19 protein-coding genes and 1 riboswitch are annotated in these 14481 nt (G+C 73.4%); of the genes, 10 read left to right on the plus strand and 9 right to left on the minus strand.

The window, feature by feature from the left end; genetic code table 11:
* The coding region (locus tag IEY96_RS29215; protein WP_229791971.1) for a C39 family peptidase at positions 1–173 on the plus strand (173 nt) is incomplete at its 5' end.
* A gap of 59 nt (positions 174–232) precedes the next feature.
* On the opposite strand, the gene dusB is transcribed toward IEY96_RS29215, so the two are convergent.
* The 4 genes from dusB to IEY96_RS29235 all read right to left on the minus strand — a co-directional run bounded on the left by dusB (position 233) and on the right by IEY96_RS29235 (position 3871).
* On the minus strand, positions 233–1405 hold the full coding sequence (dusB, locus tag IEY96_RS29220; protein WP_189198031.1) for a tRNA dihydrouridine synthase DusB: 1173 nt from the start codon (positions 1403–1405) through the stop codon (positions 233–235).
* 51 nt (positions 1406–1456) lie between these two features.
* Positions 1457–2836, minus strand: a complete 1380-nt coding sequence (locus tag IEY96_RS29225; RefSeq protein WP_189198032.1) for a glycine--tRNA ligase — start codon at positions 2834–2836, stop codon at positions 1457–1459.
* Positions 2837–2949: 113 nt separating this feature from the next.
* The gene (locus IEY96_RS29230) at positions 2950–3504 is read right to left on the minus strand and encodes an Rv0361 family membrane protein (RefSeq protein WP_229791962.1); all 555 of its coding nucleotides are present in this window, start codon (positions 3502–3504) and stop codon (positions 2950–2952) included.
* 25 nt (positions 3505–3529) lie between these two features.
* Positions 3530–3871, minus strand: coding sequence for an antibiotic biosynthesis monooxygenase family protein (locus IEY96_RS29235; protein ID WP_189198033.1), 342 nt, complete (start codon positions 3869–3871; stop codon positions 3530–3532).
* 27 nt (positions 3872–3898) lie between these two features.
* Here IEY96_RS29235 and IEY96_RS29240 point away from each other — a divergent pair, with 27 nt between their 5' ends.
* The 8 genes from IEY96_RS29240 to IEY96_RS29275 all read left to right on the plus strand — a co-directional run bounded on the left by IEY96_RS29240 (position 3899) and on the right by IEY96_RS29275 (position 8367).
* Positions 3899–4156, plus strand: coding sequence for a DUF6703 family protein (locus IEY96_RS29240; protein WP_189198034.1), 258 nt, complete (start codon positions 3899–3901; stop codon positions 4154–4156).
* Positions 4157–4226: 70 nt separating this feature from the next.
* Positions 4227–5168, plus strand: coding sequence for a metal ABC transporter substrate-binding protein (locus tag IEY96_RS29245; protein ID WP_189198035.1), 942 nt, complete (start codon positions 4227–4229; stop codon positions 5166–5168).
* The gene (locus IEY96_RS29250; protein ID WP_189198036.1) at positions 5165–5926 is read left to right on the plus strand and encodes a metal ABC transporter ATP-binding protein; all 762 of its coding nucleotides are present in this window, start codon (positions 5165–5167) and stop codon (positions 5924–5926) included. The genes IEY96_RS29245 and IEY96_RS29250 overlap by 4 nt, the downstream gene beginning before the upstream one ends.
* Positions 5926–6801 carry a metal ABC transporter permease gene (locus tag IEY96_RS29255; RefSeq protein ID WP_189198037.1) on the plus strand — a complete coding sequence of 292 codons (876 nt, stop codon included), beginning with the start codon at positions 5926–5928 and terminating at the stop codon, positions 6799–6801. The genes IEY96_RS29250 and IEY96_RS29255 overlap by 1 nt, the downstream gene beginning before the upstream one ends.
* A 43-nt stretch (positions 6802–6844) precedes the next feature.
* Positions 6845–7147: an ArsR/SmtB family transcription factor gene (locus IEY96_RS29260; RefSeq protein ID WP_091319318.1), complete on the plus strand. Its 303-nt coding sequence runs from the start codon at positions 6845–6847 to the stop codon at positions 7145–7147.
* On the plus strand, positions 7144–7536 hold the full coding sequence (locus IEY96_RS29265; protein ID WP_189198038.1) for a Fur family transcriptional regulator: 393 nt from the start codon (positions 7144–7146) through the stop codon (positions 7534–7536). Before IEY96_RS29260 ends, IEY96_RS29265 begins: the two co-directional genes overlap by 4 nt.
* Before the next feature lie 48 nt (positions 7537–7584).
* A complete protein-coding gene (locus tag IEY96_RS29270) occupies positions 7585–8190 on the plus strand; it encodes a hypothetical protein (protein WP_189198039.1) in 606 nt (201 codons plus the stop codon).
* 9 nt (positions 8191–8199) lie between these two features.
* Entirely contained in the window at positions 8200–8367 is a 168-nt protein-coding gene (locus tag IEY96_RS29275) for a hypothetical protein (protein WP_167537054.1), read from the plus strand.
* A 40-nt stretch (positions 8368–8407) separates the two neighbouring features.
* On the opposite strand, the gene IEY96_RS29280 is transcribed toward IEY96_RS29275, so the two are convergent.
* The 5 genes from IEY96_RS29280 to IEY96_RS29300 form a co-directional block, all read right to left on the minus strand.
* Positions 8408–10441, minus strand: a complete 2034-nt coding sequence (locus IEY96_RS29280; RefSeq protein ID WP_189198115.1) for an acyl-CoA dehydrogenase family protein — start codon at positions 10439–10441, stop codon at positions 8408–8410.
* 187 nt (positions 10442–10628) lie between these two features.
* On the minus strand, positions 10629–11132 hold the full coding sequence (locus IEY96_RS29285) for a DUF6328 family protein (protein WP_189198040.1): 504 nt from the start codon (positions 11130–11132) through the stop codon (positions 10629–10631).
* An 89-nt stretch (positions 11133–11221) separates the two neighbouring features.
* Complete coding sequence (locus tag IEY96_RS29290; RefSeq protein ID WP_189198041.1) at positions 11222–11971, minus strand: sugar isomerase domain-containing protein; 750 nt, start codon at positions 11969–11971, stop codon at positions 11222–11224.
* Positions 11968–12780: an AAC(3) family N-acetyltransferase gene (locus IEY96_RS29295; protein ID WP_189198042.1), complete on the minus strand. Its 813-nt coding sequence runs from the start codon at positions 12778–12780 to the stop codon at positions 11968–11970. Before IEY96_RS29295 ends, IEY96_RS29290 begins: the two co-directional genes overlap by 4 nt.
* Positions 12777–13601 carry an alpha/beta fold hydrolase gene (locus tag IEY96_RS29300; protein ID WP_189198043.1) on the minus strand — a complete coding sequence of 275 codons (825 nt, stop codon included), beginning with the start codon at positions 13599–13601 and terminating at the stop codon, positions 12777–12779. Before IEY96_RS29300 ends, IEY96_RS29295 begins: the two co-directional genes overlap by 4 nt.
* Before the next feature lie 77 nt (positions 13602–13678).
* Positions 13679–13785: riboswitch (TPP riboswitch) on the plus strand.
* A gap of 74 nt (positions 13786–13859) precedes the next feature.
* On the opposite strand from IEY96_RS29300, the gene IEY96_RS29305 reads away from it, so the two are divergent.
* Positions 13860–14450 carry an ECF transporter S component gene (locus IEY96_RS29305; RefSeq protein WP_189198044.1) on the plus strand — a complete coding sequence of 197 codons (591 nt, stop codon included), beginning with the start codon at positions 13860–13862 and terminating at the stop codon, positions 14448–14450.
* The last annotated feature ends 31 nt before the right edge of the window (positions 14451–14481 follow it).

Genomic DNA, 14481 nt, shown 5'->3' on the forward strand with positions numbered 1-14481 from the left:
ACGGCAACACCCACTCCTTCGAAGGCGGCCACTACATCAGCGTCGTCGGCTACCGCGACAACGGGAAGACCGTCACCATCGCCGACTCCGCCGACCCGAACATGGCCTCCTACCGGATGAGCGTGGACAACCTCGCCGACTGGATCGCCACCCGCGGCTACAGCGCCTCCTGACGATCCGAGCAACACGCGAAAGGGCCCGACCCCTCATGGGGTCGGGCCCTTTTCGCGCGTCAGCCGCCGGAGTCGTCCAGCTCGGCGCCGTCCGGCGGGGTGTCGTCGTCGCGGCTGGCCAGCCAGCCGTCGGGCAGGAAGACCTTGCCCGGGGAGTTGGTCCGGCCGCGCGGCTGGCCGAGGGTCTCCACCGGGAACGGCACGGTCGGGTCGAGCTTGCCGAGCAGGTCGTCGAGCTGGGCCAGGCTGTCGATCATCGCGAGCGAGCGGCGCAGCTCGCTGCCGATCGGGAAGCCCTTGAGGTACCAGGCGACGTGCTTGCGGAAGTCGGTGCAGCCGTCGCGCTCGCCCCGGACCGGGTTGCGGGCGCCGGCCACGAACTGGTCGACCAGCAGCTCGGCGTGCCGCCGCATGGTCGCCGCCACCTCGCCGAGGTTCGGCAGCCGCCGCTCGGTGCGGCCGTTGAACGCGGCCTCCAGGTCGGCGAAGAGCCACGGCCGGCCCAGGCAGCCCCGCCCGATCACCACGCCGTCGACGCCGGTGTGGGCGACCATCCGCAGCGCGTCGTCGGCCTCCCAGATGTCGCCGTTGCCGAGCACCGGCACGTCGAGCGCCTGCTTGAGGGTGGCGATGGCGTCCCAGTCGGCGGTGCCCGAGTAGCGCTGCGCGGCCGTACGCCCGTGCAGGGCGACCGCGGCCACGCCGGCGTCCTGGGCGGCGAGGCCGGCCTCGACGTACGTCAGGTGGTCGTCGTCGATGCCCTTGCGCATCTTCACGGTGACCGGCACCCCGGCGGGGGACGCGGCGTCCACGGCGGCCCGGACCAGCCGGGCGAAGAGCCGGCGCCGCCACGGCAGGGCCGACCCGCCGCCGCGCCGGGTGACCTTGGGGACCGGGCAGCCGAAGTTCAGGTCGATGTGGTCGGCGAGGTTCCTCTCGACCACGATCCGCACGGCGGCGGCGGTGATCTCCGGGTCGGTGCCGTAGAGCTGGAGGCTGCGCGGGTGCTCGTCGGCGCCGAAGGCGATCATGCGGAGCGTCTTCGGGTTCCGCTCGACGAGCGCCCGGGTGGTGATCATCTCGCAGACGTAGATGCCGCCGCCCTGCTCCCGGCAGAGCCGGCGGAAGCCGACGTTGGTGATCCCGGCCATCGGCGCGAGCACCACGGGCGGCCACACCTGGTGGGGGCCGAGGGTGAGCGGGCGCAGCGCGGGCAGGGTCGGGGCGGTCACCGCACAAGTGTACGGGGCCCCGACCGACCGGTCGGGGCCCCGTGACCAGCGTCAGCAGCCGGGCAGGCGCTCGATCAGGTAGCGCTCGACCTGGTCCAGGGAGATGCGCTCCTGGGTCATGGTGTCCCGGTTCCGCACGGTCACCGCGTTGTCGTCGAGGGTGTCGAAGTCGACGGTGACGCAGAACGGGGTGCCGATCTCGTCCTGCCGCCGGTAGCGGCGGCCGATGGCCTGCGAGTCGTCGAACTCGACCACCCAGCGCTTGCGCAGGTCGGCGGCGAGCTGCTTGGCCTTCGGCGAGAGCGCCTCGTTGCGGGACAGCGGCAGCACCGCCACCTTGACCGGGGCCAGCCGCGGGTCGAAGCGCATGACGGTGCGCTTGTCCACGCCGCCCTTGGTGTTCGGGGCCTCGTCCTCGTCGTACGCCTCGAGCAGGAAGGCCAGCACCGCGCGGGTGAGGCCGGCGGCCGGCTCGATCACGTACGGCATCCAGCGCTCGCCCTTGGTCTGGTCGAAGTACGACAGGTCGACGCCGGAGTGCTTGCTGTGCGTGGACAGGTCGAAGTCGGTCCGGTTGGCGATGCCCTCCAGCTCGGCGAACTCGGTGCCGCCGAACTGGAACCGGTACTCGATGTCGACGGTGCGCTTCGAGTAGTGGGAGAGCTTCTCCTTGGGGTGCTCGTAGAAGCGCAGGTTGTCCTCGGTGAGGCCCAGGTCGAGGTACCAGTTCCAGCGCTCCTGGAGCCAGTACTCGTGCCACTTCTCGTCGGTGCCCGGCTCGACGAAGAACTCCATCTCCATCTGCTCGAACTCGCGGGTGCGGAAGATGAAGTTGCCCGGGGTGATCTCGTTGCGGAACGACTTGCCGGTCTGCGCGATGCCGAACGGCGGCTTCTTGCGGGCGACCGTCTCCACGTTCTTGTAGTTGACGAAGATGCCCTGGGCGGTCTCCGGGCGCAGGTAGTGCAGGCCCTCGTCGCTCTCCACCGGGCCCAGGTAGGTCTTCATGAGGCCGTTGAACATCTTCGGCTCGGTGAAGGTGCCCTTGTTGCCGCAGTTCGGGCAGTTCAGCTCGGTCAGCGAGGTCAGCGGCTTGCCGTGCTTGGCCTCGTACGCCTCTTCCAGGTGGTCGGCGCGGAACCGCTTGTGGCAGGACTGGCACTCGGTGAGCGGGTCGACGAACTCGGCGATGTGGCCGCTGGCCTCCCACACCTTGCGGGCCAGGATGACCGCGGAGTCCAGGCCGACGACGTCGTCGCGCTGCTGGACCATGGTCTTCCACCACTGCCGGCGGACGTTCTCCTTGAGCTCCACGCCGAGCGGACCGTAGTCCCACGCCGACCGGGTGCCCCCGTAGATCTCGCTGGAGGGGAAGACGAAGCCCCGGCGCTTGGCGAGGCTGACGACGGCGTCGATACGGTCGGCTGGCATGTTTCCTCCTACGCCGGCTGGCGGTCGGCGGGGGTGATGTGAGTAAAACCGGATGGCTCGGGACAACGGTACGACCACCGTGCTCCCGAGCCCAGTAGAATACCGGGGCCCGGTCAGCTCACCCCGCACACCTCCATGCCGCCGGTCTGCTGGTCCGGCGCCAGCGTCACGGTCTGCGCCTCCCGCTTGCCGCCGGCCAGGGTCACGTCCACCGGCACGGTCAGCGTCGTGGTGTCGACCTCGCCCACCCGGTAGCCGGAGACCTGCGGCTCGGTGGCCACCCGCTGCTCGAACTCGCGCCGGGACTCGCGTCGCCGGGCGTCGTCGCAGAGCTGGTCGTACGCCTTGGACCAGTCCTTCGCGACGAGCGCCTGGTAGTAGTCGTCGGTGACCGCGCGGCCCTGCTCCTCGACGGCCTGCACGTTGCTCACCGCCAGCCCGACCACGGCCGCGCCGCCCCCGCCGCAGCAGAGCAGCACGGCGAGCGCGCCGACGCCGAGGCCGAGCCAGAGCCGGGCCCGGCCGCCCTCGGTGGGCGGGGCGGCGAACGGCGGGGCGACCCCGGGGCCCTGCGGCGGCGCGGGAACGCCCGGCTCGCCCGGCGGCACTGGCGGCACGCCCGGCGGCACGGGCGGAGGTGGTGGGGCGGCCGGCCCGGGAGCGGTCATACGCGCCAGGGTAGTGCCCCCCGCCTCAGCGGTAAGGACCTGCGGCCCGATCACTGGCCACCACGACGATCTCGCCGTCCGGCGCGGCACTGGCCAGTGTCTCGTACGCCGAGGGCTCGTCCACCGAGCGGGCGAGCAGCGGCACCGCGCTGACCTTGACGTCGAAGCCGCCCAGCGCCCGGCGGTACGCCCCGACCGACTCCCACTCGGTGAGCAGGCACCAGTGGTCGGGGTCGTCCAGGGCGCGGAGCAGATCGCCGCGCAGGTAGCCCGGGCGGGCGGCGAGCGCGGCGAGGGCGGCGTGCGCCTCCCGGGTGAACTCCTCCGCCACGTCGGCGTCCACCACGAACCGGTTGGTGACCAGCACCGGGTTCCTCCTCGTAGAGTCTGTGGCATGCAGCGTACGCAGAGTCCCGTGCTGTCCCGGTTGGCCCGGCTCAATCCGACGACGGTCTTCCTGGCCGCGCTGGTCCTGGTGCTGGTCGGGCTCTTCGCTCCCGGTGCGGCGGGTGGCGTGCTGCTGCTGGCGCTGGCCGCGGGGCTGGTGTGGTTGATGACCGTCACCTGGCCGGTGCAGGCGCCCGCGACCCGGGTGCTCCGGCTGCTCATGCTGACCCTGCTGATCACGATCGCGCTGGCGAAGCTGCTCTGACAGTTGACCTGCGCAGACATGCAATCATGCGTTTTTGACAATCAATTTCGTTATCGCGGACAGTAGTCACATGACCGTCCGCTCAGCCCCCCGCGTCCTCGCCGCCGCCACCGCCGCCCTGCTCGGCCTGGGCGGCCTCGCCGCCTGCTCGGACGGCGGTGGTGGTGGGAGCGACCCGGACCGCGTTGACGTGGTGGCGGCCTTCTACCCGCTCCAGTTCCTCGCCGAGAAGATCGGTGGTGACGCCGTCCGGGTCACCAACCTGGCCAAGCCGGGCGCCGAGCCGCACGACCTGGAACTCAACCCCCGGCAGGTGGGCCAGGTGGCCGACGCCGAGCTGATCGTCTACCTCACCGGGTTCCAGCCGGCCGTCGACGAGGCGGTCGAGCAGAACGGCGGCGACCGGGCGTTCGACGTCGCCGGCGTACAGCCGCTGCTCGACGCCGCCGCCGGCGGCCACGAGCACGAGGGCGAGGCCGGCCACGAGGAGGAGAGCGGCGGCAAGGACCCGCACCTCTGGCTGGACCCGACCCGGCTGGCCACCGTCGGCGACCGGCTCGCCGAGCGGCTCGGCAAGGTCGACCCGGGCCGGGCCGCCGACTTCACCGCCCGGGCGGCGGCGCTGCGCACCGAGCTGACCGGGCTCGACGCCGAATACACCCGGGGCCTGGCCACCTGCCAGCGCCGGGAGATCGTGACCAGCCACACCGCCTTCGGCTACCTGGCCGCGCACTACCGGCTCGAACAGGTCGGCATCACGGGCCTCAGCCCGGACGCCGAGCCCTCCCCGCAGCGCCTCGCCGAGGTGGCGAAGGAGGCCCGGGAGCACGGTGCCACCACCATCTTCTTCGAGACGCTGGTCAGCCCGAAGGTCGCCGAGACCGTGGCCCGGGAGGTCGGGGCGAAGACCGCCGTGCTCGACCCGATCGAGGGCCCGCCGGCCGACGGTGACTACCTTTCGGCGATGCGCGCCAACCTCCAGACCCTGCGGACCGCCTTGGACTGCTCATGACCGAACCCGTGATCCAGGTCGCGCACGCCGCCGTCGGCTACGACGGCCGGGCGGTGCTGCGGGACGTCTCCCTGACCGTCACCGCCGGCGAGGTGGTCGCCGTGCTCGGCGCCAACGGCTCCGGCAAGTCCACGCTGATCCGCGCCGTGCTCGGCCTGGTGCCGCTGGGCGCCGGGTCGGTCACCCTCTTCGGCACGCCGCAGCGCCGCTTCCGCCAGTGGCACCGCATCGGGTACGTCCCGCAGCGGCTCGGCGCGGGCAGCGGCGTACCCGCCACGGTGGGCGAGGTGGTGGCCTCCGGACGGCTGGCCCGCCGGGGCGTGCTGCGCCCGCCGCGCCGGGCCGACCGGGAGGCGGTGGCCGCGGCGCTGCGCGCGGTCGGGCTCGCCGATCGGGCCGGCGACCCGGTCGCCACCCTCTCCGGCGGCCAGCAGCAGCGCACCCTGATCGCCCGGGCGCTGGCCGGCCGGCCGGAGCTGCTGGTGCTCGACGAGCCGACCGCCGGGGTGGACGCGGCCAGCCAGGAGGCGTTCGCCGGCGCGCTGCGGGACTTCCGCGACGGCGGCGGCACGGTGCTGCTGGTCGCCCACGAGCTGGGGCCGCTGCGCCCGCTGATCAGCCGGGCGGTCGTCGTCCATCAGGGCGGCATCTGCCACGACGGCGCGGTGCCGGAGCCGGCCGGGCACCACGCCGAGCCGGGCCACGACCACGTGCACCCGCACTGCGACGAGGAGCCCGCCGGGCTGTGGAGCATGTGATGGACCTCTTCTTCCACTACGACTTCATGCTGCGCGCCCTGGTCGGCGCGCTGGTCATCGGGCTGGCCGCCCCGGCGCTCGGCATCTACCTGGTGCAGCGCCGGCTGGCGCTGATCGGTGACGGCATCGGCCACGTGGCGCTCACCGGCGTCGGCGCCGGGCTGCTGCTCAACCGCTCCCCCGTGCTCGTCGCGGTCGTCGCGGCCACGCTGGGTGCAATCGTCATCGAGTTGGTCCGCTCGCGCGGGCGTACCTCCGGTGACCTGGCCCTGGCGCTGCTCTTCTACGGCGGCATCGCCGGCGGCGTGATGCTGGTCGGGCTCTCCGACGCCAGCAGCGGGTCGCTCAACGCGTACCTCTTCGGGTCGCTGACCACGACGTCGCCGGCCGATCTGATCACCATCGGCGTGCTCGGCGTGGCGATCCTGGTGACCATGCTGGCGCTGCGCCCGGCGCTCTTCGCGGTCTGCCACGACGAGGAGTACGCCCGGGTCTCCGGCCTGCCGGTGCGGGCGTTGAACCTGCTCCTCGCGGTGGGCACCGCGGTGACCGTGACCATCGCCATGCGGGCGGTCGGGGTGCTGCTGATCAGCGCCCTCATGGTGGTGCCGGTGGCCACCGCGCAGCAGGTGACCCGGGGGTTCCGGAGCACCATGGTGGCGGCCATGGCGCTGGGGCTCTTCGCGGCCGGCGCCGGGGTCTGGGTGGCGGCCACCGCCGACACCGCGCCCGGCGCCTCGGTGGTGCTGCTGGCGATCGGCTCGTTCCTGGTGGTGGCCCTGCTGGCGGCGGGCCGGCGGGCGCTGCGCCGGCGGACCCGCCTGGCCGCCGTTCCGGTGGCCGAGCCGCCGGAGCACGAGGTGGTCCTCGGGTGAGGCCGTCCCGGCCGGCGCTGCTGGCATTGGTTACCGTTACGGGATGACGGTCACGAACGGTTACGACGCCTTCGAGGGCGCGGGTGACCTGCTGCGCGCGCTGTCGGCGCCGATCCGGCTGGCGATCGTCAGCGAACTGGCCCAGGGCGAGCGCTGCGTGCACGAACTGGTGGAGAAGCTCGGCGCCCCGCAGCCGCTGGTCTCCCAGCACCTGCGGGTGCTGCGCGGCGCGGGCGTGGTGCGCGGCTCGCGGCGCGGCCGGGAGATCGCGTACGCCCTGGTGGACGAGCACGTCGCGCACATCGTGGCGGACGCCGTCAGCCACGCCGGGGAGGGGCCGTCGTGACCGAGGGGGCACTGCGCAACACCCGGCAACGGACCGCCGTGAGCGCCCTGCTGGCCGAGGTCGAAGGCTTCCACAGCGCCCAGGACCTGCACGCCATGCTGCGCCAGCGCGGCCAGCGGGTCGGGCTGACCACCGTCTACCGGACCCTCCAGGGGCTCGCCGACGCCGGCGAGATCGACGTGATGCGCCCGCCCGGCGGCGAGCACCTCTACCGGCGGTGCAGCGAGGGCCATCACCACCACCTGGTCTGCCGGGCCTGCGGCCGGACCGTGGAGGTGGCCGGCCCCGCGGTGGAGAGCTGGGCCGAGCGGGTCGCCGCCGAGCACGGGTACGCCGAGGTCAGCCACACCCTGGAGATCTTCGGGACCTGCCCGGCCTGCGCCGGCTGAGAAAACTCCCCCGTGCCCGCGCGGCCCGGCCGTGGCACGCTGTCCGGCGTGAAGATCTACGCCGACCGTTTTCCGACCGCCCTCCGTCAGCTCCTCACCGATCTGCTCGTGGTCGTCTGGGTGTACGCGGCGATCCGCTTCGCGCTCTGGCTGCACGACCTCGTCGAGAAGCTCGCCGTACCCGGCCAGAAGCTGGAGGGGGCCGGCGGCGGGCTCGCCGACAACCTGGCCGACGCCGGCGGGAAGGTCGGCCGGGTGCCGCTGGTCGGCGACGAGCTGACCGGCCCCTTCAACAAGGCCGCCGAGGCCGCCCGCGCGGTCGCCGAGGCCGGCCGCGACCAGCAGGAACTGGTCGGCCAGCTGGCCCTGGCGCTGGCCGTGGCGGTCCTGGTCTTCCCGCTCGGGCTGGTGCTGTTCGGCTGGCTGCCGCTGCGGGTGCGCTGGATGCGCCGGGCCGGCGCGGCGAAGGCCCTGGCCGCCGCCCCGGCCGGGCGGGACCTGCTGGCCCTGCGCGCGCTCGCCGGGCAGCCGCTGGCGAAGTTGAACCGGATCGCGCCGGACGTGGCCGAGGCGTGGCGCCGCGGCGACGACGCGACGGTCGACGCGCTCGCCGCGCTGGAGCTGCGCGGACTCGGGCTGCGCACCGGCCGGTAAGGTGTGCCGGTGCTGTACTTCCTGATCGTCGTCGCGGTCCTGCTGCTGATCTACGCGGGTGTGCTGGTGAGCTTCGTCCGCAAGGGCCGCCGGATCCCGCCGGCCGCGTACCTGGTGCTGGCCGGGCTGAACGGGCTCATCCTGGCCGGGGTGATCGCCTGGGCGGTCGCCCGCTGACCGGCGGGGCCCCGCCGCGTGCGGCGGGACCCCGGCATGGTCACTCCACGGGCGGGATGCGGCGGCGGACGTCCTGCGCCGTGGACGGGCCCGGCTGCCAGCGGGCCACCCAGGGCTGGTCGGCGGGCGGGGTGACCACGCCCTCCTCGATCGAGGCGTAGCGGCCCGCGATGATCCGCTTCGCGGCCGCCACGTCCACCGCGTCGGTGTTGGACCACAGCCCGGTGAACAGTTCGTCGACGCGCAGCCGGGCCTGCCGGCAGAACAGGTCGGCCAGCTCGACGTTCTCCGGGTGCTCGGCGCGCTCGGCGACCGCCCGGACGCAGACCGCCGACATCGCGAACAGCTCCGCGCCGATGTCCACCACCCGGCCGAGGAACGCCTGCTTGCGCTCCATCCTCCCCTGCCAGCGGGACATCGCGTAGAAGGTGGACCGGGCCAGCTTGCGGGAGGTCCGCTCGACGTGCCGCAGGTGGCCGGCGAGCGGGCCGAACTCGTGGTACGCCCCGGGCGCCTGCCCCTTGCCGACGGCGAGTGTGGGCAGCCACTTCGCGTAGAAGACGCCGGCCCGCGCGCCGGCCTTCGCCTTGCGGCCCAGCCCGGCGTCCGGGTCGATGATGTCGCCGGCCACCGAGAGGTGCGCGTCGACCGCCTCGCGGGCGATCAGCAGGTGCATGATCTCGGTGGAGCCCTCGAAGATCCGGTTGATCCGCAGGTCGCGCAGGAGCTGCTCGACCGCGGCCGGGCGCTCGCCCCGGGCGGCCAGGGAGTCGGCCGTCTCGTAGCCGCGCCCGCCCCGGATCTGGATCAGCTCGTCGGCGATCTTCCAGGCCATCTCGCTGGCGTAGAGCTTCACCAGCGCGGCCTCGATGCGGATGTCGTTGCGGTCGTCGTCGGCGAGCAGGCAGCAGAGGTCGAGCATGGACTCCATGCCGTACGTGGTGGCGGCGATGAACGCCAGCTTCTTGGCGACCGCCTCGTGCTCGCCGACCGGCCGGCCCCACTGGACCCGATCAGCGGCCCACTCGCGGGCCACGTTCAAGGCCCACTTGCCGGCCCCCACGCACATGGCCGGCAGCGAGAGCCGACCCGTGTTCAACGTGGTCAGCGCGATCTTCAGGCCCTTGCCCTCGCCGCCGATCACGTTCTCCTTCGGCACGAAGACGTCGTGGAACCGGGTGAGGCTGTTCTCCAGGCCGCGCAGGCCGATGAATTCGTTGCGCCGCTCGACGGTGATGCCCTCGCTGTCGCCCTCCACCACGAAGGCGGTGATGCCGCCGCGCCGCCCCTCCGCCGCCGGCACCCGGGCCATCACCACGAGCAGGGTGGCGACCGTGCCGTTGGTGGCCCAGAGCTTCACCCCGTTGAGCCGGTAGCCGGTGCCGTCCTCGGTCGGCTCGGCGGTGGTGGCCAGGCGGGCCGGGTCGGAGCCGACGTCCGGCTCGGTGAGGAGGAAGGCGGAGACCTCGCCGGCGGCCAGCCGGGGCAGGAAGCGCTGCTTCTGCTCGGGGGTGCCGAACATCTTCAGCGGCTGCGGCACGCCGATCGACTGGTGCGCGGAGAGCAGCGCGCCGATCGACGGGTTCACCGAGCCGGCCCGCATCAGTGCCCGGCAGTAGTGCAGGTTGCTCAGCCCCAGGCCGCCGTACTTCCGGTCGATCTTCATGCCGAAGGCGCCGAGCCGGGCCAGCCCGTGGAACACCTCGTCGGGGATGCGCGCGTCCCGCTCGATGGCCGCACCGTCCACCTCGGAGTCCAGGTACGCCCCGAACGCGCCGAGGAACTCCTCGGCCCGGGCCACGTCGGCCGGATCGGAGCGGGGCCAGGGGTTGATGAGGTCGAGCTGGAAGCGGCCGAGGAAGAGTTCCTTGCCGAAGCTGGGCCGGTCCCAGGCGGCCTCGCGGGCCGCCTCGGCGACCTGCCGCGCCTCCTTCTCGGAGACCTGGCCGGCCTCCGTGGGCAGTGGTCCGGCGCCACCGGCCGCGCCGACCGCGGCACCGGTGCCGGGCGCCGGCTCCGCGCCGTCGGTGGTCGCCGCGTCGGCCGCGGCGGGCGGCGGCTCGGGGTCGTCGATCGGCGCCACCCGCCCGGTCGGGCCGCCGTGTCCGGCGGGGTCGGGTCGGCTGTTGTGTGTCGTGGTCACGGCTGCCTCCTGGAGACCTCGGTCCGGCTGCGTCGACGTGCGACGAAAACGACGCTACCCCCGGGTGTTACCCAGGGGTAGCCTCGCGCGCACGTCCGATTTGGCGGGACCCGCGTGGTCAGTCGCCGGCCAGCGCCCGCGGATCGTCGTCCTCGTCGTCGATGTCGTCGTCACCCCAGCTGCGCCGGGCGAACGGCAGGATCACCCAGAAGACCAGGAACCAGACCCCGGTGACCGCGCTGAGCAGGAAGGCGATCGGGCGGCTCAGCACGAAGTCGGTGATCAGCAGGACCGCGCTGACCATCGAGATCAGCATGAAGCCGAGGCCGCCGCTGGCCATCCGGTGCGCGAAGCGGACCAGCTCCGGCTTGCGGCCCTGGCGGAACAGCGCCCGGTGGAAGGCGACCGGCGAGATGATCATCGCGGTGGCCGCGGCGGCGGACAGCAACGCGACGATGTAGACGTCCTTCTGGAAGCCGGTCGTCCGGGTGAAACCGTTGCTGAACGGCAGGGTCAGCAGGAAGGCGAAGAGGATCTGCACCCCGGTCTGCGCCACCCGCAGCTCCTGGAGCAGGTCGGCGAAGTTGCGCTGCCAGCGCTGCTTCTCGGTTTCCTTGGACACCCGCTACCTCCAGGGAAGACGGTACTGCCGGTGGGGGCCTCCCACCGGCAGCACAGCCAGTGCCCGATCGGGCCGAGCGTGAAACCGGTTCAGGCCCCGCGGCGGATCCGGCCGGCGTACCGGGCCTCCAGCTCGGCGTTGTGCTCGTCGCCGCCGGTGATGTTGGCGGACAGGTAGACCGGGGGCCGCTCCCCCGCGGCGAGCAGCCGGACGACCACCTCGGCGACGATCTGCTGGGCCAGCAGCGCGGCGGTGATCGAGGAGACCGCGCCGACCGCGCCGCCGCCGGGCAGCGGGAGGGTGGCGTCGCCGTACGGGGCGCCGTTGTCGAGCACCACGTCGGCGAAGTCGGCGAGCTTGCGCCCCGACGGGTGGCGCGAGGTCATCCGCGCCGAGTGCTGCGCCGAGGTGATCGCGACGAGGCCGTGCCCGCGCTCCTTGACGATGGCGGCGAACTCGACCATCGCCCCGTTCACCCCTGAGTTGGAGGCGAGCACGAACACGTCCTGCGGCCGGACCGGGGCCAGCTCGTAGAGGCGGTGCGCCACGGCCGGCTCGCGTTCCAGCTTCGGGCCGAGCACGTCGGCCGGCTCGCCGCCGTGCAGCACCAGGTCGCGCAGGGCGATCCGGTTGGTGGGGACCAGCCCGCCGGCCCGCCCGGCGATCTCCATGGCGAGGGCCTCGGAGTGGCCGGTGCCGAACGCGTGCACCACCCCGTCGGCGCGCAGCGACGCGGCGATCAGGTCCGCCGCGCGCGCCACGTTCTCCCGCTGGTCGGCCGCGACCCGGCCGATCGTCTCGGTCACCACCGCCAGGTACGCCTCGGCGTTCACGCTCATGTCTCCTCCGTCCGTCGGTGCCGGGCCAGCCACTCGACCGCGAAGTCGACCGCCGCCCGCTGCCTCATCAACCGGCCCGTCCCGTCGCCGACCGGCCCGAGCCGCACCGCACCGGTCGCCTCCAGGTCGACGCCGAGCCGGGTGAAACCCTCGTCGTCCAGGCGGATGTCGTCCCACCACACCCACTCCCGCCCGCCGTCGGCGGTCAGCACCGCCGCGCCGCAGCGCTGCCGGGGCGGCGCGGCCTGCCGGTACTCGCCCAGGTGCAGGGAGGTGTTGCTGCCGTGGTCCACGCCGAGCAGCAGCACGTCGGCGTCGAGGTCGTAGAGGCGGGCCAGCGGGGAGCCCTCGCCCAGCATGTCGGCCCGCTCGTGGTCGGCGACGATCCGCGCGGCCGCCGGCCCGAGCGCGGCGAACGAGACGTGCGGGTGGTCGCTGCGCAGCGCGCCCGGCCAGGTGCGCACCAGCTCGGCCAGCGCACCCATGAACCGGCTCGGCGTAACCGCCGGGTCGAAGCCGGGCAGCTCGTCGCGGATCACCGGCCACCAGTCCGCCGGCACCGGCGGGTTGGTCCAGCCCGCCGGATCGCTGTTCTCCGGGGTGTGGGTGGGCACCACCACCGTGCCGGCCGGGCCGAGCACGTCCCGCAGGGCGAGCAGCACCGCCTCGGGGCCGCCGCAGAGGAAGCCCAACGGGCGCAGGGAGGCGTGCACGAGCACGGTCCCGCCGGGGCGTACCCCGAGGTCGCGGAGCTGGGCGGCGAGCGACGCGCGGGTGTGCGGCCGGGCCGGCGCGGTGCTCGCGGTCATCGGCCGGCGCGGGCCAGGATCGCCTCGGCCAGCGGTCCGGGCGCCTCGTCCGGGATCCAGTGGGTGACGCCGGGCAGCACCACGAAGCGGTAGTCGCCGGTGACGTGGGCGGCGCACGCCTCGGCGGCGGTGCGCCCGATCGCCACGTCCCCGTCGCTCCAGACGAACGTGGTCGGCACGCCCACCGGCCCGACGGCCTTCATGTCCGCCCCGGTCATGGCCCGGTACCAGTTCAGCGCCGCGGTCAGCGCACCCGGCTCGCGCATCGGGTCGGCGTAGCGGGCCACCCGGTCTGCGTCGCCCACCCCGGACAGCATCCGGCGCAGGGTGGCCGCGCGGAACGCCAGCAGCACCTTCTCCGCCTTGCCCGGCTTGCGGAACAGGGCGATGTAGGAGGAGCGGGCCTTCTGCCGCGGATCGGTGGCCAGCGCGTGTCCCATGGCCGCCGGGTGCGGCACCGAGACGGCGGTCAGGGTGCGGACCCGCTCCGGGTGCGCCGCCGCCAGGCCCCACGCCACGATCGCGCCCCAGTCGTGGCCGACCAGGTGGGCGGTGGTCACCCCGAGCGCGTCGAGCACAGCGGCCGCGTCGGCCACCAGCTCCGGAATCCGGTACGCCCCGACGTCCGCCGGCCGCGCGCCGGGCGAGTAGCCGCGCTGGTCGAGGGCGTACGTGCGCAGCCCGGCGGCGTGCAGCGCGGGGGTCACCTCGTCCCACTCGCCGGCGTGCTGCGGGAAACCGTGCAGCAGCAGGACGGGTTCGCCGTCCTCGGGGCCGCCGGTGCGTACCTCGAACGTCAGACCTCGCGCCTCGACCCGCATGATCGCCACCCTAACGGGCGATCGCCCTGCTGGGCCCGGGGCCGGGGTCGGTGCTAGCGTCTCCGACGAGACAACTTCACATCCGACAGGGGAGCGCACAGCGCTGAGAGTGCGGGCCGGTGCCCGCAGACCCTCGAACCTGATCTGGGTAATGCCAGCGCAGGGAGTTCGGTCGACCTCCAGCCGCGCCGCCGTCCGGTGACCACCGGGCGCGGCGTGCGTCTTCTCCTGGTTCCTCACCTGAACTGGGAGTCAGTCATGAACCACACCGACAGCAACCGCTGGCGCACCGTCGACATCGTCGTCGCCTCGGTGATCGCCGTCGCCTTCGGCCTCATCTTCTGGGCCTGGGGGCTGCTCTGGGGCGCCACGGACGCGGCCTTCGCGTTCTTCCCGCCCGCGCAGACACTCATCTACGGCGTCTGGCTGGTGCCGGCCGTGCTCGGCGGGCTCGTCATCCGCAAGCCCGGCGCCTCGCTCTACTGCGAGCTGCTGGCGGCGATCATCTCCGCGCTGCTGGGCAGCCAGTGGGGCGGCATCGTCATCGTGCAGGGTCTGATGCAGGGCCTCGGCGCCGAGCTGGCGTTCGCGGCGTTCCGCTACCGCACGTTCCGGCTGCCGATCGCCCTGCTGGCCGGTGCGCTGACCGGCCTGACCGCGGCGATCTTCGACTTCGTCTACTGGAACAAGGCCTACGACCTGGTCGACTACCGCCTGCCCTACGCCCTGCTGACCATCGTCAGCGCCACGGTGATCGCTGGCGCAGGCGCGCACTTCCTGACCCGCGCCCTGGCCAACACGGGCGTCCTCGACCGCTTCCCCGCCGGCCGCGACCGAGCCCTGGTCTGACCGCAACGACCCACCGAGACCGCGTTGATCA

Origin of the sequence: Micromonospora fulviviridis (genome assembly GCF_014648395.1) — a bacterium.
Classification (GTDB): Bacteria; Actinomycetota; Actinomycetes; order Mycobacteriales; family Micromonosporaceae; genus Micromonospora; species Micromonospora fulviviridis.